General features: G+C 39.6%; 20 protein-coding genes. 2 read left to right on the top strand and 18 right to left on the bottom strand.

Annotated elements, in window-relative coordinates; translation table 11 throughout:
• Positions 1 to 47 precede the first annotated feature (47 nt).
• The 4 genes from C5L21_RS02195 to C5L21_RS02180 form a co-directional block, all read right to left on the bottom strand.
• On the bottom strand, positions 48 to 1,583 hold the full coding sequence (locus tag C5L21_RS02195) for a YhgE/Pip domain-containing protein (protein ID WP_085699530.1): 1,536 nt from the start codon (positions 1,581 to 1,583) through the stop codon (positions 48 to 50).
• Between the two features lie 161 nt (positions 1,584 to 1,744).
• The gene (gene hpf / locus C5L21_RS02190; RefSeq protein WP_004899274.1) at positions 1,745 to 2,293 is read right to left on the bottom strand and encodes a ribosome hibernation-promoting factor, HPF/YfiA family; all 549 of its coding nucleotides are present in this window, start codon (positions 2,291 to 2,293) and stop codon (positions 1,745 to 1,747) included.
• Positions 2,294 to 2,374: 81 nt separating this feature from the next.
• Positions 2,375 to 2,797 carry a ComF family protein gene (locus tag C5L21_RS09485; RefSeq protein WP_004906864.1) on the bottom strand — a complete coding sequence of 141 codons (423 nt, stop codon included), beginning with the start codon at positions 2,795 to 2,797 and terminating at the stop codon, positions 2,375 to 2,377.
• 245 nt (positions 2,798 to 3,042) lie between these two features.
• On the bottom strand, positions 3,043 to 4,323 hold the full coding sequence (locus C5L21_RS02180) for an ATP-dependent helicase ComFA (RefSeq protein ID WP_012305430.1): 1,281 nt from the start codon (positions 4,321 to 4,323) through the stop codon (positions 3,043 to 3,045).
• A gap of 17 nt (positions 4,324 to 4,340) precedes the next feature.
• Between C5L21_RS02180 and C5L21_RS02175 the strand changes: the two genes are divergently transcribed.
• A complete protein-coding gene (locus C5L21_RS02175) occupies positions 4,341 to 4,976 on the top strand; it encodes a YigZ family protein (RefSeq protein WP_004899283.1) in 636 nt (211 codons plus the stop codon).
• Between the two features lie 136 nt (positions 4,977 to 5,112).
• Here C5L21_RS02175 and C5L21_RS02170 read toward each other — a convergent pair whose 3' ends face one another.
• Genes C5L21_RS02170 through C5L21_RS02150 form a run of 5 tightly spaced genes read right to left on the bottom strand, consistent with a single transcriptional unit; the run spans position 5,113 to position 9,338 of the window.
• Positions 5,113 to 6,051, bottom strand: a complete 939-nt coding sequence (locus C5L21_RS02170; protein WP_040177456.1) for a phosphoglycerate dehydrogenase — start codon at positions 6,049 to 6,051, stop codon at positions 5,113 to 5,115.
• Positions 6,048 to 7,016: a sugar kinase gene (locus C5L21_RS02165; RefSeq protein WP_004899289.1), complete on the bottom strand. Its 969-nt coding sequence runs from the start codon at positions 7,014 to 7,016 to the stop codon at positions 6,048 to 6,050. Before C5L21_RS02165 ends, C5L21_RS02170 begins: the two co-directional genes overlap by 4 nt.
• Before the next feature lie 23 nt (positions 7,017 to 7,039).
• Positions 7,040 to 8,317 (bottom strand): hypothetical protein, encoded by a 1,278-nt coding sequence (locus tag C5L21_RS02160; RefSeq protein ID WP_004899292.1) that lies wholly within the window; start codon positions 8,315 to 8,317, stop codon positions 7,040 to 7,042.
• The gene (locus C5L21_RS02155; RefSeq protein WP_004906872.1) at positions 8,314 to 9,069 is read right to left on the bottom strand and encodes a sugar phosphate isomerase/epimerase family protein; all 756 of its coding nucleotides are present in this window, start codon (positions 9,067 to 9,069) and stop codon (positions 8,314 to 8,316) included. The genes C5L21_RS02160 and C5L21_RS02155 overlap by 4 nt, the downstream gene beginning before the upstream one ends.
• 11 nt (positions 9,070 to 9,080) lie before the next feature.
• Positions 9,081 to 9,338, bottom strand: a complete 258-nt coding sequence (locus C5L21_RS02150; RefSeq protein ID WP_004899297.1) for a hypothetical protein — start codon at positions 9,336 to 9,338, stop codon at positions 9,081 to 9,083.
• 112 nt (positions 9,339 to 9,450) lie between these two features.
• On the opposite strand from C5L21_RS02150, the gene C5L21_RS02145 reads away from it, so the two are divergent.
• Complete coding sequence (locus tag C5L21_RS02145; protein ID WP_085699528.1) at positions 9,451 to 10,440, top strand: LacI family DNA-binding transcriptional regulator; 990 nt, start codon at positions 9,451 to 9,453, stop codon at positions 10,438 to 10,440.
• Here the strand turns inward: C5L21_RS02145 and C5L21_RS02140 are convergent.
• The 9 genes from C5L21_RS02140 to rpoC form a co-directional block, all read right to left on the bottom strand.
• Positions 10,432 to 11,421, bottom strand: a complete 990-nt coding sequence (locus tag C5L21_RS02140; protein WP_004899305.1) for a Ppx/GppA family phosphatase — start codon at positions 11,419 to 11,421, stop codon at positions 10,432 to 10,434. The genes C5L21_RS02145 and C5L21_RS02140 overlap by 9 nt on opposite strands.
• Positions 11,418 to 13,562, bottom strand: a complete 2,145-nt coding sequence (locus C5L21_RS02135; protein ID WP_133285997.1) for an RNA degradosome polyphosphate kinase — start codon at positions 13,560 to 13,562, stop codon at positions 11,418 to 11,420. Before C5L21_RS02135 ends, C5L21_RS02140 begins: the two co-directional genes overlap by 4 nt.
• The gene (locus C5L21_RS02130; RefSeq protein ID WP_133285996.1) at positions 13,562 to 15,055 is read right to left on the bottom strand and encodes a Ppx/GppA phosphatase family protein; all 1,494 of its coding nucleotides are present in this window, start codon (positions 15,053 to 15,055) and stop codon (positions 13,562 to 13,564) included. Before C5L21_RS02130 ends, C5L21_RS02135 begins: the two co-directional genes overlap by 1 nt.
• A 64-nt stretch (positions 15,056 to 15,119) precedes the next feature.
• The gene (locus C5L21_RS02125; protein WP_133285995.1) at positions 15,120 to 15,707 is read right to left on the bottom strand and encodes a DNA-3-methyladenine glycosylase I; all 588 of its coding nucleotides are present in this window, start codon (positions 15,705 to 15,707) and stop codon (positions 15,120 to 15,122) included.
• A 241-nt stretch (positions 15,708 to 15,948) separates the two neighbouring features.
• On the bottom strand, positions 15,949 to 17,274 hold the full coding sequence (gene eno, locus C5L21_RS02120) for a phosphopyruvate hydratase (protein WP_085699520.1): 1,326 nt from the start codon (positions 17,272 to 17,274) through the stop codon (positions 15,949 to 15,951).
• Positions 17,275 to 17,363: 89 nt separating this feature from the next.
• Entirely contained in the window at positions 17,364 to 17,924 is a 561-nt protein-coding gene (locus tag C5L21_RS02115) for a sigma-70 RNA polymerase sigma factor region 4 domain-containing protein (protein ID WP_004899328.1), read from the bottom strand.
• A 19-nt stretch (positions 17,925 to 17,943) separates the two neighbouring features.
• Entirely contained in the window at positions 17,944 to 18,705 is a 762-nt protein-coding gene (gene rlmB, locus C5L21_RS02110) for a 23S rRNA (guanosine(2251)-2'-O)-methyltransferase RlmB (protein ID WP_004904423.1), read from the bottom strand.
• A complete protein-coding gene (locus C5L21_RS02105) occupies positions 18,702 to 19,109 on the bottom strand; it encodes a Mini-ribonuclease 3 (RefSeq protein ID WP_004899332.1) in 408 nt (135 codons plus the stop codon). The genes rlmB and C5L21_RS02105 overlap by 4 nt, the downstream gene beginning before the upstream one ends.
• Positions 19,110 to 19,318: 209 nt before the next feature.
• Positions 19,319 to 22,981, bottom strand: a complete 3,663-nt coding sequence (gene rpoC / locus C5L21_RS02100) for a DNA-directed RNA polymerase subunit beta' (RefSeq protein ID WP_004899333.1) — start codon at positions 22,979 to 22,981, stop codon at positions 19,319 to 19,321.
• Between the last annotated feature and the right edge of the window lie 3 nt (positions 22,982 to 22,984).

Here is a 22,984-nt window from a genome sequence, read left to right as displayed (position 1 = left end):
CTATTGCTAAACTTTATCAGAAATACATCTTATTTGCAGCAAAATAATTACTGCTCAATAGCTGCTTTAAAATGACGTCTTTGCTTGACACGATAGTAACCCACGACAAATATTGTCAGAGCCATAAACCAAATAACTATTGTCACAATGCCTTGCTGTATATCACCAGCAAAAATTACCCCTTGTAGCGTATCATGCAAAGCTGATAATGGTAACAGTTGTCGCATAAGTGTTGTCACTGAATTTGCCGCCAATATAGGTTGGGCAAAGATGATTTGGATAACTAATAATAAGACAGACGCCCACCAGCCAACTAAACCTAAGCATTGTTTCAAAAACCAGACCAGCGCAATCATTGCCCAAGATGTCAGGAGTGAAGCACCTATAATGATGACTATATTCCCCACTGAAATATGCCATATCACAGCAGTCGAAGACATCAAAATGACGGCAACTGTACTCAATACACCAGTTATTCTAAAGATACGCCACCATTGTTCTAAAGCAAGAATATCTTGATTAGCTTCCATATTTGGAAGCAACAAGCCAATTAAAGCGGCCAAAAGTGCTACCCCAATAACTAATAGATAAGGTAAAAACACCTGTCCATCTTGCTGAACAAGTTGTGTGTCGTCCGTTTTGAAAACCATTAATTGCGTTAGTGGTGACGTATTTTTATTAGCATCATTGTCACCAAACAATGTTTTTAATTTATCTGCTATGTCTGCTTGTTGACTTTGGATTGCTCTAGCGCTGGATTGAATACTACCATTGTGGTCGCTAAGTGCTTTTGTCTGAGCTAAATTAGCGTTCGCATTGCTAATGCCACCAACAACACTACTTTGCATCGTGTATGACAGATTGTTAATCGCTACCGCCATTGCTTGCGTTTTAGCACTATCGCCAGCATTGATGGCGTCATTTAATTGCGCTGAATAATTAGCTAATTTAGTTGCCACATCACCAGCTGTGTCCTGCAAATCCCCTAGGCTCTGCGAATCAATACCATTACCTATTGCTTGCAAATTAACTTGCAAATCATTGGATTGCTGAGCTAACTTGTCACTTTGACTAGCAATGTTTTTGAATATTGTATTATTTTCTGCGCCGACCATAAGCATTGTATTTTCTTGCGCTAATACTTGGTTTAATTTTTCCTGTATATACTTAGCAGCAAATTGATTGCGACCACTGGCCACTAAGCGTGTGATTGCTGTTGCTTGGCCATTTTGTTGGAACTGACCTAACTGTTGCGTTAATTGCTTAGGAATAATAACAGTGCTGGCCACACGACCGTCTTTAAGTGCTTGCCGAGCTTGTTTTGCGTCTTTAAAAGTTATCGTTTTAAATTGCTGCGTACGCTTAAGCGTTGCAACGACTTCCTGTCCAACTTGTCGTTGCTTGCCTTGATACTGACCACCCTGATCTAAATTAACAACCGCTACACGTAATTGTTTTGCCTGTTCTGTCCGATGCCCAACTACCCCTATCATACCGATAAGTAGGCATACTGGAATACATATCGCACAAAGCCATGTGATTAATTGTCGTCTGTCTTCTAATACATCATGCCACTTTAACATAAAAAACCTCTTCTATCTGCTAATAATAGCATACCGATAAAAACAGCTTTTTTGTTAGGCTTTATAAAGTTTTATGACTTTTAAAACAATTCTGTCATATAAGGTTTTTGTACATCAAAAAGGAGCTAAACGTCATGACGCCGCTCCTATGTCAATCAAAATTAGTCTTCGACTGTTTCCAGTAAGCCATACTTACCATCTTGACGCTTATAAATAACAGAATCTGTATTTGTATCAGCGTCTCTGAAAATAAAGAAGTTATGCCCTAACAAATCCATTTGTAGCGCTGCTTCTTCAGGTGACATTGGCTTTAAATCAACTTGCTTCGTACGAACAATTTGCAATGCTTCATCATCAGAATCAGTTGCAGGAATTTCATTTTTTGAATCAATGCCCTTAAAGCCCGTTTCCCTTGACTTACGATTAATCTTAGTCTTATACTTACGAATTTGACGTTCTAACTTTTCAGAAACGGCATCAACCGCAGCATACAAATCTGGGTTTGTATCTTCCGCACGTAAGACAACATAAGGTAGTACAATTGTGACTTCCGCCTTACCGGAATTATCCGACTTATAGGTCCGTAAATTAACGTTAGCACTCGACTTTTCTTCAATGTATCGGTTTAACTTAGTTAAACGCTTTTCGACATAGTCACGAAGTGCATCAGTTACCGCGATATTCTCGCCACGTACATTATAATCTAACATAATTAATTCCTCCATTGAGTTACTATAGTTATTATACCATAAGTGTAAGCGTTTTCTGTAAAAATAATCATTTTTTCATATTTACCGCGCTAAAGACAAACTTTTCACATTTTTAGCCCCTAGTGTGTAGATTAATTCTGCTGCATAATAGAGCGTTCTTCCGGTAGTATACACATCATCAATCAGCAAAACGGATTTTCCGCTTAAAGATGTATGGTTTGCTATAACAAAAGGTTGCGCACGCGTTAGGCGCTTTTGCCGATTAAACCGGGATTGATCTGTTTTTTTTGCTTGAGACACTGATAATAATTGTTGATATCGTAAGCCTTCAAATAAGCCAAGCGTTTGATTAAAACCTCTTGTCAGTAATGTGTATTGGCTAACTGGTATTGGAACAACCAAATCTATCTCTATATTTTGAACTGCCTGTATTAATTGACGATTAAATACATGACGCAAAGCGTACTCACCATTAAACTTATAGCGCTGCATATAGTCATGCATAGCGTCATTATATACATATAATGCTTGATGAGTTAGCAAGAGTTGGCCCTGATTTTGCCAACGACAGCAATCATAACAAAGCTCATTATGTTCTTGCTGTCGACCACAACCGGAACAAGACAACGTAATGCTTGCAAACTGAGTGGCACACTGCTCACAGATTGTTTGGTGTTTTTGTTTAAGTAAACCTAGTGTTTCTAATAGGCTAATTGTTTCGCGTCGCTTTTTTTGACAAATAAGGCACATCAACGTTTGCCACCTAACGTTGCCCCACGACGATTCATTAATTTAATCTGCCGTTTGGCAGCTAAAACCTTCAGATTAATGTGTTGGACGTAAGCTCGAACCAAACCAGTGGGCCTTTTGTTGTCTCTGCCGACCCGACCAGCAATTTGAACAAGTGCGTTTTCACTAAAAGTTTCCTCCTCAGCACCCAATATCAGGACGTCAATACCAGGAAAAGTTACACCTCGTTCTAAAATGGTTGTTGTCACCAAGTACTGAATTTTTTCATCCCGCATATTTTGCACTTTCTGTTGACGTGAGACATCCCCTGCATGAACAAAATCACCCAACATATCGGGAAAGCGTTGACTAATCTTGCGATAAATAACTAGCGTATCAGCAACGCGTGGTACAAAAATCAGGAAACGTTGCATCCGCTTTTGAAATTGACGTAATTGCCGCAGCAGTTTCTGTGGCAACTTTTTTCGCCAACGTCCGACTAAACTCACGTTTAATGTTGGTAATGGGTGCTGATGAAATCGCAAAGGTAAGTAGGAAACGTTTATCTCACGACGTTCAGCACGCTTTTTCATGATTTTTGTTGGTGTAGCAGTCAAATAAATGACTGTACTTTCAGCTTTTTTTGCTTGTTTAACAGCATATGCTAGCATGGCATTATTCACATAGGGAAAACTATCCACTTCATCAATAATTAATAAATCAAATGCCGATTTAAAACGTAACATTTGGTGTGTCGTGGCCAAAACTAGCGCTGTATAGCGATAGTTTTCTTCTTGCGTCCCATATAAGACAGCCATTGGCGTCGTATTAAAAGCCGTTGCTATTCTAGGTGCCAACTCAACAATAACATCTACTCTTGGTGAGAGGATAGCTACGCGCTGCTTGGCCTGTAAAGCATGAGAAATTACCGGGAACATCATTTCAGTTTTACCAGCACCCGTAACTGCCCAAACAAGATGTTCTTGTTGTGCGCCCAGCGTATCGATTAAAGCCTGACTCACTAATCGTTGTTGAGCCGTTAGTGTCCCTTGCCATGTCAAAGTCATCTCGTGATGGGCAAAAGCATTGGGCTCTGGTAATGACCATAGTACATCTAACGAACTCACACGCCCTAGTGACAAACATGCTAAACAATAGAACTGCTGGTTCGGCAAGGGGGCAAGTTGTTGCTGTCCGCAACGCTGACAAATACCAGAAATAAAAGCTGGCCTGACAATAATACCTGCTGGTACTGATGCAATTTTAGGATTAACAATCTGACGTCCATAGTAGTTATTCATGCTGTATAATACGATATATGAATAATTATGTCACAATCGCACCACACGACTACACTTGGGAACAAGTTATTAAAAAATCACGTTTCATTTTCAATATAGCCCGCGTAAACTCAGAAGAACAAGCACGTGATTTTATTAATCGTATAACGAAAACACATCATAAAGCAACACATAACGTATTTGCCTACATGATTGGCGACCGTGATCAAATTCAACGTTATTCTGATAATGGTGAACCTAGCGGTACAGCAGGTGTACCCATGTTAGAAGTCTTACAGAAAAATCAGGTACACGATGTCGTTGCTGTCGTCACTCGATATTTTGGCGGCGTTAAGCTAGGAGCCGGTGGCTTAATTCGTGCCTATGCCGGCACCACGGCTGACGGCATAAAAGCAGCTGGTTTGGTTACACGCTTGACCCGAATCAAAGTAACAATCACGGTAGATTACAAGCATAGTGATACTTTAAATTATTGGTTGACCAATCAGCAATATCATATTTTGGATGTCATTTATGACACAAATGTCCACTTTATTGTGCCCATTGCCGAAGAAAATATTACAGCAGTAGAGACGACTTTGAACGATTTACTCGCTGGACAAATTAATATCGCTATTGGTGACGAAACTTTCTTTGAAATTCCAACCAAATAGGCTATAATTAAATAGTTATGATCCGCTAGTGTAATGGATCGCACGCAAGATTCCGGTTCTTGAAATCCGGGTTCGACTCCCGGGTGGATCATTATAAAAAACAGCACAGATTAATCTGTGCTGTTTTTGTTTGTTACTATATCTGGTTAACTGATGATACTGGCTGATCACCCATAAGCACTCGAACAATATCATGTGCTGCATCAATAGCCATACGTTCTTTCGTTTCTACCGTATTGGAGGCAATATGTGGCGTTAATAGCACATTATCTAATGCGACCAAAGGGTCACTTACGGGTAGTGGTTCTTCTTCGAAAACGTCTAAAGCTGCGCCAGCAATATCATGATTTTTTAGTGCAGCAACCAAATCTGACGTCACGATGATGTTACCGCGTGCCATGTTGATTAAATAGGCATCATTTTTCATCATGTCAAACTCTGTTTTACCAATCGAATGAATCGTTTCCGGCATGGCTGGTAAATGAATCATCACATAATCTGATTTTTTAAACACCATCTCACGGTCAACGATGGTGACTGTGTCAGTAGACTTTGCAAATGGATCAAAAGCTATGACGTGGAGACCAAAACCACTCAACTTTTCAGCGACTTGCTGCCCAATTCTGCCAAAACCTAATATACCAACCGTTTTACCGGCAACATCGCGTCCTGGGTGTTGTTTACGGTAACCCCAGTTATCCTCATGAATAGCCTTAGCATTTTGGTATAGATTCTTACTAATTGCCAATAACTCAGCAACAGCTGTTTCAGCAACAGAACTAGATAGTGCTTTTGGCGTATTGACAACATAAACCCCTCGTCGCGTAGCTGCTGCAATATCAACAGCATCATAACCAACGCCATTACGCGCGATGACTTGCAGGTTTGGCATAGCCCGCATAATGTCTTCGTCAAAAGTTTGTGTGCCAATAAGCACAGCATTTGCCTCGGCACCTTCTTTTTTCATGATCTCGCGTTGGCGACCGGTACCAACAATGACTTCAAAACCTGCAGCTGTCAAAATGTCTTTGCCCACAGCAGGAATATCATCTGGTAAATATACTTTTTTTGTCATTTTCTAACTCCTTGTACGTTGCTTGAAAAGAATTCAGCTAACTCTGATTGTGTGGGATAGCCATCGTTATCCCCTGTTGTCTGAACCTGCAAGGCACCGACTGCATTGCCACGTGTTACTGCCTCTGTCATAGTGGCTCCCTCAATCAGAGCTGTAATAAGACCAAGTGCAAAACCATCCCCGGCACCAACCGTATCAACGACTTTAGCCACCTTAAAGCCAGGAACAATTGTACTTTCACCTGATTTACTTTTAATATAAGCACCCTTAGTGCCTAATTTAACAACAACAGTGGTCGTACGTTCACTATTACCTAAGTAAAAATCAGCAATTGCTTCCGGATCACGCGTACCGACTAAAATTTCACCCTCATCAATACCAGGCAACACAATGGTACCATATTTTGCTAATGTATTGATGGTTGTTATCATTTCTGATTCAGTTGCCCACAAAGCTGGCCTTAAGTTAGGATCAAAAGTCGTTGTAATTCCTTGCGCAATAACCTTTTCAGCAAAATATTTAAAGGTCTCACGTGCTTGTACAGAAATCGCCGGAAAAATACCGGAAAGATGTACCATTTTGGTAGTTGTTAAGTCAATAGCATCAATTTTGTCCGGTGTTAAATGCGCGGCAGCAGAATTTTTTCGAAAATTAAAAGTTTTAGGATCACCTTGGTCAACTAGTTCTTTCAATTGAAAGGCTGTCCAATGCTTCGCATCTTCTGAAATATATTGATTGCCAACTTGATGACGCGCGATTTCTTTAATCGTAAATTGTCCTAATGGGTCGGCCCCTACTTGAGAAATATAGTCGGTTGTATGTCCTAAACGAGTGGCGCCAATTAAGACATTCAATTCGGCACCGCCTAAAAACTTGTAATAATTAATACTATCTACTAAACCAGCATTTAAATCAGTTGCTGTAAACGTGACGATAGGTTCGCCTAACGTTAGTATTTCACTCATATTTCCACACTTTCTATATATTATTAATGTCCGAAAAATACATAAACTAATAGTTCATTCACAATAGACACAGCCCACATGACTGGTATGCCCATTTTTAAGAATTCTTTGGTTTCCAATTTGGAATAGGTCAATGCCCAAGTATTCCATGATTGGGTTAAGTCAATTGAAACCGCCATAATGCTAGCCGTGTAAAGTAGTGGCAGTAAAAACATTGGCGAAAATGTGCCAGTTGCTGCTAATACTGCCGCGGTAGCTGCCCCCGCACCCCAGACATGTAAAGGGCCTCTAAACAAGGCTAACGGTGCTAATATACCAATTGCTACTGCTAATATTAGCGGATTATGTGGCAAAATAACCTCAATCATACTTTTAAAATGTGGCACATTGGCAGTTGCTGCGCCAGCAAACATCACCAAAGCCATCAAAAAAATAATGAGCCCAGAAATATCATTAATAGCTTGGCTAACTGTTTTGTTAATGAAAGCAACCAGTTTTGTATATGATGCCATTTGTCCTGTGAACAATAGCGCAATAATTGTTGCTAACAGTAAAGCTGGAATCGCATCCCAATGACAAAACATATTTAAAGCAACTGGCAATATGGGAATAATATATGTGATAGGATGTGTTTGCGTTATGGTAGTTTCTTCAGAATCGGCGATAGTTTCAATCTTGCCATTTTTAATTTGTTTAGCATGAAGCAGAATGAATAGTATCACACCTAATAATTGCACAGACATTGCTACTAAACCAAAAACGAGATATTTTCCAGAAAAATTAACAGATGGAAAAAATGCTTTAATTTGATTAAATAGCACAACATTGATATACATTGGCGCACCAATTGCCATAGTGAATGCTGGTATTGCAACTTTTTTCGGTACACCAATTGATAATAGTATTGGAATTAAAATAACACCTATGGCAATCACTGAACCAACACCGTAAGCTGATGAAAAAATCAAAGCAGTGACTAAGACGACTAAAATAGCAGCAAGTACTGGTGCTTTCCGGCCCACTTTTTGTGTTTGAGCAGAGATTGAGCCGGCAATGCCAGAATCAACTAACACCCGCCCAAACCATGAACCAAATACGATATAAATAATAGTGGGGCCATAATTTAAGGCTGGTTTTGCAATCACATTTTGAATGACTTGATTAAATGGTATCAGTCCGATGACTGACCACAAGATAGCCATTACAAAGAAACCAATGACTAAATTGCCACCTTTAATGATGAAATAAATAAAACCAATAAATGTTAACAATAATAGTATACTGATTATAATATTCGTCATGATTGATGCGCCTCATAGTTTAGGAGATCATCAATTCCCCTTTTAATCACCGTGTCATCTTGTGTTGGATATTCAATAGCAACAGGGACATTACTTGGTAATAACTGTAAAATATTTTGCCACTGAATTTCCCCTTCACCTAAGGGCACTGTTTTAAGTGTTTCTGCAACCCCTTGATCATCCTTCACATGAATATAACGCACGACGTGACTTAATTGCTGAGCAGCCGCCACTTCATCCTCGTTAACATATCGCCAGTTACCCATATCATAAACGTAACCAACGTCTAGGCCAGACTGCTGCACACCGACCATAAAACGTTGAATAGGCATTAATCGACCTGAAACTAATGTTTGGTCATTTTCAATATTTGTCTGAATGCCACGTGCCAATAATTGCTTGAGCTCACTGACATCCGATTGCGAAAATGCTATAAAATCGCCAATGTTAAACTTGATGGCAGTTACGCCCATCGCTTGAGCCTCATCATAATATTGCGTTAATTTCGGATTTAATTGCTGATTAACGAAGAGTTCATCAGGCACAGAATAAAACAATTGTAATTGATGTTCTTTGGCGTAACTAGCAATACCTGCAATTTCAGCTGTTACATCATCAAAATATTCACGACGTATTTCAGCTGCGCCAATTCCCAAATCAACAACATGGTGTAACATAGCCAATTGTTGCATCCCTGCTTTTCGTGATTGATCAAAAACCAAAAGATTTAATACAATTTGTTCTGTTTTCATAATATTTCCTCTCAATAATTATTTAAGTTGGTCACATGCTTGAGTAGCTCGTCAAACCCTAAATGCGACAAATCTGTCTTGGCTGGACGGTTAAAATTTTGATGCTCAATCTGATTAAATCTATCAGCAAGATAATAGGCCGATAAGTAAGCAGCTAATTCTTGTTTCGCCTGTTGTTCTAAATGTTGCGTATTGAAATCAAAATGATAGGCCTCAAGAAATTTGAAAGCGAATTTTTCTGGATCAATATGCATCGGTTGGTCATTCATGACGTGATTCTCCTTAGGTTAATCGTTTACGGAAACCGGTTTACAAGATAAGTGTAAACGCTTTCAATTTATTTGTCAATGACTTATTTTAAAATTAAAGTATAATAAGTTTATGAATAAAAAAGTGACAATTGTTGATATTGCTCGCGAATCCGGCGTATCAAAGACCACGATTTCTCGTTTTCTAAATGGTAAGTTCGATAACATGTCTGCCAATACGCGGTCACGTATTGAAGCAACCATTGCGAGGCTAGATTATCACCCCAACCGTCAAGCGCAATCACTCAAAGCAAGACGCTCTTTTTTGATTGGTGTCGCAATTGCCGATATCTCAAATATGTATACTTCTCGTTTGCTTAAGGGTATTGGTGACTACTTTCAATCAACACCTTATCAAGTATTAATCATGGATGCCGATAATGATTCGACACGTGAGGCAAGTAATCTAGAAAAAATGATGACCGAACAAGTCGATGGGATTATTCTGCAACCACTGACTAATCATCCCAATCATTATCAAAATATCATCGATGCACAGTTACCGGTTGTACAGGTTGATCGCTACACTCACCCTGTCATTTGGCCAGCCATCGTTTCAGATAACTATCAAAAATCACGTGAGGTCGCTAACCTATTAAAGCAATCAAATTACGAACAGGTTGTTGTTTTGTCTAACCACATTCATGGCATTTCAAGCCGTATGAATCGTCTAAAAGGACTTGCCAACGCCTTGGCAACAACAACAATTAAAATTAGTCAAATTGAGATTACTTCAGATCGCCATTGGGAAGGCCAATTACTGTCTTACTTAAAGTGCACAAAAAAAACAGCCATTTTTGCTTTAAATGGGCATGTTTTATGGTCAACTATTCGATTTTTACAGACACAAAAGATTCTTATTCCAGATCAAGTTGGCGTTATTGGTTATGACGATGACCAATATGCAGATATGTTAACACCTGCCATTACGGCTGTTTCACAAAATCCCCAAGAAATTGGGCGTGTTGCAGCCGATACACTCATCCAAAATATTGAACGAGATCAATTTCCTGCAGATATTGTTCGCATTCCTGCATTTCTACACATCAGAGATTCACTGTGATACATCCTCAGTGTCAACTGTCATAGCAGCAGGCTCCGGTGATACAACATCGTGTCCTGTATTCAAAGTAATTTGTTCGAATAAGAACCCTTCGCGTAACCCACTCTGAGAGAATATCACTTGTCGGCTTTCGGTGTAAAGCAATAATTCAATAAGAGGTAAGAGGCCACCAACAATAATATCCCCACGTTCTTTAGCTAGGCCGGGGATTTTTTTACGTCCCTCTAAATTTTTTCCTAAAATTTCTTGATATATTGTCGCAACATCTGACATGGTCAAATGATAGCCATGAATGGCCATATCTTGAATTTTTTCTTTTTTGCGACTGATTTTAGCTAATGTTCGGTTGCTCCCACCCAACGCAATCAGTGGTAAATTCATCGCTTCGTGTAACCATGCAATATCGCCAAATAGCTGTCTCAAACCAATAATGGCCTGAAACAGTGCACGAGCCGACACGATATCTCGTTCTAGATAGCGCTCAGAAATATTAACCGCACCAACTGGTAAACTAACAGCATGGATAGCTTTTTTATCTCGTACTAATACAATTTCTGATGACGCGCCACCGGTATCCAAAATTAAAGCATCATGAATTGGAAAGGTATTCACAACACCAACATAATCATAATGGGCCTCTTCTTCACCAGTTAAGACGCGTAAATTGAAACCCATAGTCTTTTTAAAAGCTGATAAAAATTCTTTTTGATTGCTGGCTTGACGTACCGCAGCTGTTGCTACAGCGTGTACTGACAACTTATCTTGATTATATGCTTCTAATGCCAACTTAAATTTTTCTAAGGCAACTAATGTCCGCTTAATAGCTTCTGGTTGTAGTACTTTTTCCTTACCCATTCCTGCTGATAAGCGAACCATTTCCTGAAAGCGCGCTAAAACATCATACGACCCATTCGCATGATAGCGACTCACTGTCATACGAACAGAGTTAGAGCCTAAGTCAATGACTGCAATGACTGTCATGATTTTTCCTCCTCATTTTCATTGGTAAACGGGTTATTTAATGGTTCAAAGCGCTGGGTCATTTCAGTTAATTTTTGTTGTTTTAACTCTTGATCCGTTTGCCGAACAGCGGCTTCAATGAAGGTTTCTTGTGCATTTAATCTTGCAACCCCCCGCCGATCTTTCTTCTCATACTGTCCATCAGCCTGTAACACACGCGTTTTAACATTATCCTGCCACATTGTTTCAAATATTTCTAATACTTTATCGCGTAACTTATCATCCTTGAGTGGGAACAATAATTCAACACGTCGGTCTAAGTTACGAGTCATTAAATCAGCTGATGATAGGTAAACTTTGGGGTTTCCATCATTTTCAAAGCTATAAATGCGACTATGTTCTAGGAACCGACCAACAATCGAGTGCACACTGATTGTCTCGCTTACATCAAAAATTCCAACTTTTAAGATAGTAATACCACGTACAATGAGATGTATTGGTACACCTGCATGACTGGCTTCATATAGATGTTTTACCATGCGTTCATCTGACAATGAATTAAATTTCATTTTAATACCAGCTGGCTTACCAGCCTTCGCATTGGCAATTTCACGATTAATTTGTTCATAAATAAATTCACGAATACCATCAGGGGACATATGTAACTGGTGAAAATAGCCTGGATCTGAATAGCCTGTCAAAATATTGAAAATTGACGCCACATCAGCGCCTAATTCAGCATCACTCGTGAGCAACCCCAAGTCGGTGTAAAAATTAGCCGTGACATCATTATAGTTTCCTGTACCAAGATGAATGTAACGGCGAATATCACCTTCTTCACGACGCACAATTAACGTCACTTTCGCATGTGTTTTTAAACCACGTAACCCATAGACGACATGAACGCCCTGCTTTTCTAATTCTCGCGCCCAATGGACATTATTTTCTTCATCAAAACGTGCCTTGATTTCTACAAGAACCGTCACCTGCTTACCACGTTGTGCGGCTAATCCCAAGGCCTTAATAATAGGGGATTTTCCTGACACACGGTAGAGCGTCATTTTTATAGCTAAGACTTGATCATCTTGAGCTGCTGTCTGGATAAAGGATAATACAGATTGAAAAGAATCATAAGGATGATGTAGAAGGTAATCTTTTGCACGAATACTTTCAAAAATACGACTAGGGGCTAAATCTGGGTTATTGAAACCTTTAAACGGCAAGAATTTAAGTTGCGCATTCACATTATTTTTTAGCCATACATTTAGAAAAGTTAAATCAATTGGCCCATTAACGGCATAAACACGCTGTTCATCAACGTGCAATAGCTTGACTAGCTTGGCTGTAAACGCCTTACTTGCTGTACTAGATAAAATCACACGAATAATTCGACCACGTTCACGCTCTTGTAGCTTGGATTGCACTTCTTGTAAAATATTTGGCGTATCCTCATCATCAGCAACATCGAGTTCCATATCTCTTAAAATATGGAAAACCATAGATTCTTTGATAGTATAACCAGGAAATAGTGCAGCTAAAAACATCTGAACAACATCTTCTAATAAAATTGCCTGCTGTTCCTCTGGCAAAGCAATTACACGTGTGAAAGTTTCAGGTACTTGCAAAAAAGCAAGATATTTTTCTGATTTTTCACCTGATTTTTTTAATCGTACCCCAATATTCAAAGTGTCATTTGCTAGAAAAGGAAATGGTCGCGTAGAATCCACTGCCATCGGTGTCAAAACAGGCAAAATTTCTTGTTCAAAAAAATGTTTTAAAAAATTGTGCTGTGTTTTAGAAAGCTGCTCTGGTTTTAATAGTGTTAAGCCTTCTCGCTTTAGTGCCGGTAACAAACTACGCGTTAATACTTGATACTGATCTCTAATTTGTTGCCCAGCAATCGCCGACACATCATCTAACTGCTGTTTTGGTGTTAGCCCTGCAGCATCAACTTTATCATGACCTAGCATGACTTGTTGTTGCAGGCTAGCGACACGCACCATGAACCATTCGTCCATATTTTTTTGTGTAATCGCCAAAAAATTAGCTCGCTCAAACAATGGATTAGCAGTATCGCGCGCTTCTTCTAACACACGATCATTAAAAGCCAGCCAACTAATTTCACGATTAACATAGTATTTTGGCTGTTTAAAATCGACCATTAACTTCTTCTCCCCTTTTTCTTTAACACAATTGGTAAGCCAAATACCGTTTCAAAGAAACTGGCTTTTTGTCTGAAAACATAAATTTCTAATTGTAAATTAGCAACTGTCTGGCCTGTGACCGTTATCTTTTCCTTCCCGATTGAAACTGACAATTTATCTATTTTTTGTAGTCTACTGTCATCTAGAGCATCTGCTAGGCGCAATAGCGCCGCCAACTTAGCAATGCGTAGGCGTTCTTGTGGCAAAAATTCATGTGTGCCTTGTAAGGCACTATCTGGCGTTTCGGCACTATGGTAACGGGCAATAGTGGCAATCATACGTTGTTCTACGGTCGATAAACCATGAAAATCTATTCCCGATAAAATTTCTTCGGAATACTGATAATGTTTTTGAGAGTTGATGAAACTGCCCACATCGTGGACAAGTGCAGCAATACTGAGTAACAGTCGGTCACGCTTTCCCAGATGATGCACTCGCTTTAAGCTGTCAAATAACTGGTTTGCATAAGTTAAGACAATTTCACGGTGATTCTCCTCAACCATATACCGATCAGCTATACCACGCGCAGCAGTAATAATATCGTTATCATCACGAACATCCTGTACAATGAGACCATCCAATACCGTTAAATCACTGATTTGAACTGTTTTAACGTTAGTAGCCTGCATAACATTCATTAAAAGTAACATTTCGGTTAAAGCAAATGGTACGTCGTTGAAATCAACGGCATATTTTTCAATAATAGCTTGATCGTTTAAGCGACCCAAATCACTAATAACTAACTGAATGTCTTGTTTTGATACTGCAACCCAATGCTTGTTTTCGGGCAGAAAAATACGTTGCGCTGTATCTGCTCCTAATAAAATCAATCGGTCAATAGCATTGAACGGTGGTAACATATGCCAAAAATCAGCCAGTTTACTGTTAATAAATTCACTGGCCAAGGCTGTTTCTTCAGTGACTTCAACAACCATATCATGAATCGTTTGAGCCAATCTAATCGGACCAACAGACGAATGCTGCGAAAATTTAAAATAATCATGTTCAAAATAGCCCAAATCCACTCGAGTAGAACTCATACCCAGTACAAAAACATCTTCATCAACCAATAACGTTTTGCCATCAAGCTGTGCTCGTCTAACTGCTAACTGCCGATAGTAACTTTCTTGATTACCATTAAGCCAGCTCAAATTCAAACCCGTGATGTTTTGAATTTGATCTGCAAAGTAAACAGCATTTTTCATTTGCGAGAGTGCTTCACTACCATACAATCTAACGGCGGTCACATCATAATCACGGAGTAATTGTTGAAAACGTTGTACTTGTGCTAACGCACGATGCATAATCTCATTTGAAAATACTGGTGCATTAATATCGCTTTCATTAAACTCACGCGTGACATTTTCAATTCGTTTACCAGTCGTCACGTTGACAATTTGCAACGCAGCGGTGCTGGAATTTAATAAAATTACACCCTCTAATTTTGCCATAATTTCCTCAATTTTTATTTACACTTAGTTTATCACATGAACTATTTATTTATCCCCTAAAAAATTAGTTGTGATATTTAAAAGTACAATTTGACTCATGATCATTAATGATTCCAATACTCTGCAAGTAAGCATATATAACAACTGGCCCTGTGAACTTAAACCCTATCCTTTTCATTGCTTTTGAAATATATTCTGACAATGCATCTTTTGACGGCACCTCTGCTGGTATCTGAATATTGTGATCTATCACCTGATTTTCCGTAAAATGCCATATATAATTTGAGAAACTACCATATGATGTCTGTATTTGCTGAATTACCTTTGCATTATGAATCGTGGCTAAAATTTTTTGCTTGTTACGAATGATATCAGCATTCTGGCACAACCGATAAACATCATCATCACCCATTTTTGCCACAGATTCGAGATCAAACGCCCAAAAGGCTTTTTTTAAGTGATGACGCTTTTTTAATACAATCTCCCAGCTCAGACCAGCTTGAAATATTTCTAATGTTAATAGCTCAAATAACAAGCTATCATTATCTTTTAGGGGATGTCCCCACTCCAGATCGTGATATGTCATCATTAAAGGCGTCGTTTTACTACCAGAGGCCCATGCACACCGCGCTATTTTTGTTGTATTAGCCATCGTAATATCCTACTGATTGGTTCTTTCTCTCTAGTCCTTGCATCACGAGTTTGCCAATAAATAATATGTGCAATAGTTGCTAGAGTAATTCCGGCAGTTATTGTTATCACAAGTGGTTTCTGTTTCATGCTCTTAACCTACCATTATAATTTTTACTCTTGTTAAAATTAATCATACCATTCATTGTTAATTATATGTACAAAAAAATCATACCCAAAGGTATGATTTCGGCATTAAATTATTACTTCGCTTGAATAGCTTCACGAGCAGCAGTTGACAAGTTGTAGAATGAATGAATACCCTTGTATTGTGCTGTTGTATCCAACAATTCTTCGATACGGATCAATTGGTTATACTTTGCAATACGATCAGTACGTGACAATGAACCTGTCTTAATTTGACCAGCATTTGTAGCAACAACCAAATCAGAAATTGTTGTGTCTTCTGTTTCACCTGAGCGATGTGACACGATAGCTGTATAACCAGCTTCCTTGGCCATCTCAATGGCTTCGAAAGTTTCTGTCAAAGTACCAATTTGGTTTACCTTGATTAGAATTGAGTTAGCAGCGCCCATGTTGATACCCTTTTGTAGGTATTGCGTGTTAGTAACAAAGAAGTCATCACCAACCAATTGAACTTTCTTGCCCAACTCAGAAGTGATTTCAGCCCAATCTTCCCACTCGTTTTCATCGATAGGATCTTCGATTGAAATGATTGGGTAACGATCAGCCAAGTCTTCAAGATACTTAATGAATTCAGGTGTTGTGAATTCATCACCTGTTGACCAACGCAACTTGTATGTCTTTGTTGCTGCATCATATAATTCTGATGAGGCAACATCGACTGCAATTGCGATATCCTTACCTGGCTTGTAACCAGCTGCTTCAATAGCGCGGATCAAATATTTCAATGGTTCTTCATTATCAGCAAAATCAGGTGCAAAGCCACCTTCATCACCAACTGAAGTTGCCTTACCGTCTGCTTCTAACAACTTTTTCAAAGCATGGAAAGTTTCAGCACCATAGCGAATGGCTTCTTTAACTGTTGGTGCACCAACAGGCATAATCATGAATTCTTGGAAGTCAACCTTGTTAGCTGAATGTGCACCACCATTAATAACGTTCATCATTGGTGTAGGCAATACGTATGAGTTTGCACCACCCAAATATGAGAACAATGGTACACCCAATTCGTCGGCAGCAGCACGTGCTGCTGCAATTGAAACAGCTAAGATAGCGTTTGCGCCCAACTTACCCTTGTTTTCTGTACCGTCGAGTTCGATCATAGCTTGATCGATTGCACGTTGGTCAGTTACATCGAACTTACCAACCAAAGCTTTAGCGATAACATCGTTAACATTGGCAACAGCCTTTGTTGTACCCTTACCACCGAAGCGTGACTTGTCACCATCACGCAATTCAACAGCTTCGTGTTCACCAGTTGAGGCACCAGAAGGCACCATACCACGACCGAAACCACCTAATTCTGTGATAACTTCTGCTTCAAGTGTAGGGTTTCCACGTGAGTCAAGAACTTCACGTGCGATAATATCAGTGATTAAAGACATATGTCTATTTCTCCTTTGGTTTATGGTTTTATACCATGTATATTATATCACAGAGAGCTCCTTGAAACACACGTTGTCGCATAATTATTTCACAATGGGGCTTCAATCGCATGATTAATCGCCTTTTTTAGGCGATATTGCATTTGCTCCAAGCGGCGCCCGCTACTTGAAGTAGTCATTGCTTTTACGCCTAAAAAATGTAATGCTGCTTTTTTAAATTCGGCTGTTTGCGCTAGTTCAGTATGCTGCAACATATCTTTTAAAATAACTAACTTTTCTGGATTATAAGTATCTGTTCCTTGTTCGAAACAGTAACCATCCGCTTCAGCACTGTCTGACATTATTGTTTTTTCAAAATCGGATTTAGCAGTATAATGTGCTCTAACTAAATCTGTTGCATGATTTGATAATGCCGTAATAAAATAAGTGGAAAATTTAGCACGTGGTTGTCGTGTATCAAATTTATTAACACATTTAATCAATACTTCCAATCCATCAGCATACCAATCATCGGCCGTCATTCTACCACTTATTTTACGACGATGGACATCAAATACAGCACCCTTTAAATGTTTTATTAAAACATGATAAGCAAAATCATGTCCTCTTTGTGCTGCATGTACAACTGGAACTAATTTGTCCTTACCCAAATATATTATCCTCACTATTTTATAGTGGGTGACGTGAATTAAATCCTTGATAAATTAACAAACTCGCTGCAACGCTCGCATTTAAACTTTGAACATGACCAACCATCGGAATTGTAAGCATACTATCAACTTTCTTTTTCAAAAGTGGTGATATGCCTTTCCCTTCATTACCAATCACTAAGGCAGTGGGTCCCTTAGCATCCCAACGACGATAATCATCACCCGACATGTCAGTTCCAAAAACCCACACACCACGATCTTTTAATTCACCCACTACATTAACTAAGTTCGTGACACGCGCAACAGGCACATGCTCAATGGCACCTGTAGAAATCTTAGCAACCGTTGCCGTCAACTGAACAGCACGTCGCTTAGGAATAATAATGCCATGAACCCCAGCTGCATCAGCAGTTCTCAAAATGGAGCCTAAATTATGTGGATCCTCAATACCATCAAGAATGAGAAAGAAAGGGGCTTCATGGTGTGCGTCGGCAAAGTCAAACAAATCATCAACAGTTGCATATGCAAATGCAGCTACGCTTAGAACAACCCCCTGATGATTACCGCCATCAGTCAATTCATCCAATTTGGATTTAGGTGCTTGCTGAATAACCAAACCCCTTTTTTTAGCCAATTGCGTTATTTCATTTCTAATTTTGTCCTGCAAACCTGTCTGCAACCATACTTTGTTTATCTCTTGTGTTCCTTTAAGAGATTCGACACTGGCATAATGCCCATAAACAAATTCTGCTTGATCTGCTGTTCCCTGTTCACGTTTCATTCACTTGTTCTCCCTGTCTCAACTTGTTCAAAAATCCAGCGCATCAATTGACTAATGCGTTCATGTTGTTCAGATAAATAAAGATAACCGAACAAGGCTTCTACACCCGTTGAAATGCGATACGTTACCACATCAGTATTTTTTGCCTTTGTATGTGATTTGGCATTACGTCCGCGCTTAAAATACACAAGTTCTTGTTCAGTCAGTATGTTATCTGTTGTCATATGATTAAATAAAGCCGCGTGTGCTTTGGCAGAAACGTAGAACTTACTTTGTTTCTGTAACGCATTCACTTTAGTTATTCCTAATGATAATAAATGTTGGCGCACTTCAAGTTCGTATATTGCATCACCGATATAAGCCAACGACAACCCATTCATTTGTTCGTATTGTAAATTATGCATAATTATATTATACGCGAGATTTTCACAACGCGTACAAGTTTGATAAATGTTCTGCAGAACTATTTTAGTTTAGCGAATAAAACATTTGTTGCCCATCTTTTTGGCCTAATTGGACATATTTTGGCCTAATTAGATTATTGTTAAAAAAAAACCAGCCACATATAACAGTGACTGGTTTTTTAATATTTAAGTGCTATGTGGTTGAAAGTCTATTCTTCAAAAGACTTAGCAACATCATCTAACTTAGGAATATCAGGCGTTGGTTCTTGCTCAACTTCTGGTTGCGCAACAACTTCCCCAACGACTTTACTCTTAATTTTACGATACTCTGCCATACCTGTTCCAGCAGGAATAATCTTACCAATAATAACGTTTTCTTTCAAACCTACCAATGGATCGTTCTTTCCTCTGATAGCAGCATCAGTCAAGACACGCGTTGTTTCTTGGAATGATGCAGCAGACAAGAATGAATTCGTTTCCAAAGCAGCTTTCGTAATACCAAGCAAAACAGGACGTGCTGTTGCAGGTACTAAGCCATCAAACAAAGCTGGTTCGTTGGCTCGTTGGAAATCGGCAATATCCATTAACATACCTGGCAAAAGACTAGTTTCACCTGGATCCATGACGCGTACCTTACGCAACATTTGACGAATCATAACTTCAATATGCTTATCAGACACTTCAATACCTTGCAAACGGTAAACCTTTTGGATTTCCGTCAACATGTATGATTCTGTCGTTAATGTATCAGTGACCGCAAGCAATTCCTTAGGATCAATTGGTCCTTCATTAATGGCATCACCACGTTGAATGTCATCCCCTTCAGCAAAACGCATACGCGCTGCCAATGGTAGTGTGTACGTACGTGTATCAGTTTCGCCTTCAATCGTTACAGCCTTTGTACGTTCAGCTGGATTTTCTTCGATGGCAACCACTGTACCCGTTACTTCAGAAATTTCGGCGCGTCCCTTAGGAATACGTGCTTCAACAATTTCTTGCACACGAGGCAAACCTTGGGTAATATCGTTTCCACCAGCAACACCACCTGTATGGAAGTTACGCATGGTCAATTGTGTACCTGGTTCACCGATTGACTGTGCTGCAACGGTTCCAACTGCTTCACCAACTTCAACTTCTTCACCAGTAGCCAAGTTGCGACCGTAGTCTAACACTGACACACCGTGTTCTGTTGTTGAAGTAAAGACGGAACGAATGGTTACTTCTTCAATGCCAGCTGCAACGATTGCTTTAGCAACATCTTCATCAATCATTTCGTTACGTGAAACTAACTTATCACCCGTTTCTGGATTAAAGACTGATTTCATTGCGTAACGACCCAAGATACGATCGTACAATGGTTCAACAACAGATGTACCATCCATGATTGCTTTAACAGCAACACCACGGTCAGCGTTATTATTCCATTCACGAACGATAACGTCTTGCGCAACATCAACTAATCGACGTGTCAAGTAACCAGAGTTGGCAGTCTTCAAGGCCGTATCTGACATTCCCTTACGCGCACCGTGAGTTGAAATAAACATTTCCATCACAGTTAAGCCTTCACGGAAGTTGGCAGTAACCGGCAATTCAATAATCTTACCACCAGGACCAGCCATCAAGCCACGCATACCAGCTAATTGAACGAAGTTCGAAATGTTACCACGCGCACCTGAATCTTGCATCATGAAGATTGGGTTAGTTGGTTCAAACGACGCAATCAACTTATCTTGGATAACATCTTTGGCTTTTGTCCAGATTTCAGTAACACGTTGATAACGCTCACTATCAGTAATCAAACCACGACGGAACTGCTTGGTCACTGTTGCAACTTGCTTGTGTGCATCTTCCAGAATAGCTGGCTTTTCAGTCAATTCTGTCACATCATTCATCGAAACAGTCAAACCAGATTCAGTTGACTTTTCATAACCAAGATCTTTCATACGATCCAAAAGCAATGATGTTTCGGTTACCTTGTAACGCTTATAGACTTCAGCAATAACATCTGATAAGAAGCCTTTTTTGAAAGCGCCAATAACTGCTGTGTCAGCCAAATAGTCATGAATATCTTCACCGGCTTCGATGAAGAATTGATCACTAATACCCTTGAAGTTATCTTCAGATGGTTCATTAATATATGGAAAATCAACTGGCAAAATTTCATTAAAAATCAATTTACCAACAGACGTCACCATAATCTTTGAACGTTGTTCATCAGTAAATGGTTTTGCTTCTGGGAATGAAGACGTCTGGATACCAATACGTGTGTGGTAATGGACTACCTTACTTGCAAAGGCAATTTTTGCTTCTTCAACTGAAGAGAAAATCATACCTTCACCTTCACGACCAGCTTCTTCGGTCGTTAAGTAATAGTTTCCAATAACCATATCCTGAGATGGTGCCACAATTGGCTTTCCATCTTTAGGTGCCAAAATATGACCTGCAGCAAGCATCAGCAAACGTGCTTCAGCTTGTGCTTCATCAGATAATGGTACGTGAATAGCCATCTGATCGCCATCAAAATCGGCGTTATAGGCTTCGGTAACCAGTGGATGCAAACGCATCGCCTTACCTGAAACCAATACTGGCTCAAAAGCTTGGATTCCCAAACGATGCAGTGTAGGTGCGCGGTTCAAAAGAACTGGGTGTTCTTTGATAACGTCTTCCAATACATCCATCACATCTTCATCAGCTTTGTCAATCTTACGCTTAGCTGACTTAACATTGCCAGCCAACTTACGTGTGGTCAATTCTTTCATGATGAACGGACGGAACAATTCAATTGCCATTGGACGTGGCAATCCCATTTGGTTCATTTTTAAGAATGGTCCAACGTCAATAACTGAACGACCTGAGTAATCAACACGCTTACCCAACAAGTTTTGACGGAAGCGACCTTGCTTACCCTTTAACATGTGAGATAGCGACTTCAATGGTCGATTACCTGGTCCAGCTACAGGACGGCCACGACGACCATTATCAATTAATGCATCAACGGCTTCTTGCAACATACGCTTTTCATTTTGCACGATAATGCCTGGGGCATTCAAATCAAGCAAACGCTTCAAACGATTGTTACGGTTGATGACACGACGATACAAATCATTCAAATCAGATGTGGCGAAACGACCACCCTCTAATTGAACCATTGGACGCAAGTCTGGTGGAATAACTGGAATCACATCCATAACCATCCATTGCGGCTTATTATCTGACTGCAAGAAGGCTTCGATAATATCTAAACGACGTACGGCACGTACACGTTTTTGACCTGTTGCTTCTTGTAATTCGCGCTTCAACTGATCTGCTTCGGCAGCTAAATCAACACTTGCCAACAAATCTTTAATTGCTTCAGCACCCATGCCAGCCTTAAAACTAGCACCATATTCGCGCTTCAGTTCACGGTACTCACGTTCTGTCATCAATTGCTTCTTTTCAACTGGTGCATCACCAGGTTCAATGACAACATATGACGCAAAGTAAATAATTTCTTCAAGTGAGCGTGGTGACATGTCTAAGACAAGTCCCATACGTGACGGGATACCTTTGAAGTACCAAATATGTGTAACAGGTGCAGCTAATTCGATGTGCCCCATACGTTCACGACGAACTTTTGATGATGTGACTTCAACGCCACAGCGATCACAAACGATTCCCTTGTATCGGATTCGCTTATATTTACCGCAGGCGCATTCATAATCCTTTGTAGGTCCGAAGATGCGTTCATCAAACAGGCCATCTTTTTCTGGCTTAAGTGTTCGATAGTTAATCGTTTCAGGCTTCTTTACTTCACCATAAGACCATGAACGGATCTTATCAGGAGAAGCCAAACCGATTTGCATGCTTTCGAACTTGTTAACATCGATTGCCATCTA

Origin of the sequence: Leuconostoc citreum (assembly GCF_004354555.1) — a bacterium.
GTDB lineage: Bacteria > Bacillota > Bacilli > Lactobacillales > Lactobacillaceae > Leuconostoc > Leuconostoc citreum.
The sequence above is the reverse complement of the archived record's forward strand: the minus strand, read 5'-3'. Positions and strand labels throughout refer to the sequence as shown.

Excerpts from the sequence above, each read along its gene's own strand:
- C5L21_RS02195 (WP_085699530.1), bottom strand. The coding sequence starts at position 1,583 with ATGTTAAAGTGGCATGATGTATTAGAAGACAGACGACAATTAATCACA.
- hpf (WP_004899274.1), bottom strand. The coding sequence starts at position 2,293 with ATGTTAGATTATAATGTACGTGGCGAGAATATCGCGGTAACTGATGCA.
- C5L21_RS09485 (WP_004906864.1), bottom strand. The coding sequence starts at position 2,797 with ATGCATGACTATATGCAGCGCTATAAGTTTAATGGTGAGTACGCTTTG.
- C5L21_RS02180 (WP_012305430.1), bottom strand. The coding sequence starts at position 4,323 with ATGAATAACTACTATGGACGTCAGATTGTTAATCCTAAAATTGCATCA.
- C5L21_RS02175 (WP_004899283.1), top strand. The coding sequence starts at position 4,341 with ATGAATAATTATGTCACAATCGCACCACACGACTACACTTGGGAACAA.
- C5L21_RS02170 (WP_040177456.1), bottom strand. The coding sequence starts at position 6,051 with ATGACAAAAAAAGTATATTTACCAGATGATATTCCTGCTGTGGGCAAA.
- C5L21_RS02165 (WP_004899289.1), bottom strand. The coding sequence starts at position 7,016 with ATGAGTGAAATACTAACGTTAGGCGAACCTATCGTCACGTTTACAGCA.
- C5L21_RS02160 (WP_004899292.1), bottom strand. The coding sequence starts at position 8,317 with ATGACGAATATTATAATCAGTATACTATTATTGTTAACATTTATTGGT.
- C5L21_RS02155 (WP_004906872.1), bottom strand. The coding sequence starts at position 9,069 with ATGAAAACAGAACAAATTGTATTAAATCTTTTGGTTTTTGATCAATCA.
- C5L21_RS02150 (WP_004899297.1), bottom strand. The coding sequence starts at position 9,338 with ATGAATGACCAACCGATGCATATTGATCCAGAAAAATTCGCTTTCAAA.
- C5L21_RS02145 (WP_085699528.1), top strand. The coding sequence starts at position 9,451 with ATGAATAAAAAAGTGACAATTGTTGATATTGCTCGCGAATCCGGCGTA.
- C5L21_RS02140 (WP_004899305.1), bottom strand. The coding sequence starts at position 11,421 with ATGACAGTCATTGCAGTCATTGACTTAGGCTCTAACTCTGTTCGTATG.
- C5L21_RS02135 (WP_133285997.1), bottom strand. The coding sequence starts at position 13,562 with ATGGTCGATTTTAAACAGCCAAAATACTATGTTAATCGTGAAATTAGT.
- C5L21_RS02130 (WP_133285996.1), bottom strand. The coding sequence starts at position 15,055 with ATGGCAAAATTAGAGGGTGTAATTTTATTAAATTCCAGCACCGCTGCG.
- C5L21_RS02125 (WP_133285995.1), bottom strand. The coding sequence starts at position 15,707 with ATGGCTAATACAACAAAAATAGCGCGGTGTGCATGGGCCTCTGGTAGT.
- eno (WP_085699520.1), bottom strand. The coding sequence starts at position 17,274 with ATGTCTTTAATCACTGATATTATCGCACGTGAAGTTCTTGACTCACGT.
- rlmB (WP_004904423.1), bottom strand. The coding sequence starts at position 18,705 with ATGAAACGTGAACAGGGAACAGCAGATCAAGCAGAATTTGTTTATGGG.
- C5L21_RS02105 (WP_004899332.1), bottom strand. The coding sequence starts at position 19,109 with ATGCATAATTTACAATACGAACAAATGAATGGGTTGTCGTTGGCTTAT.
- rpoC (WP_004899333.1), bottom strand. The coding sequence starts at position 22,981 with ATGGCAATCGATGTTAACAAGTTCGAAAGCATGCAAATCGGTTTGGCT.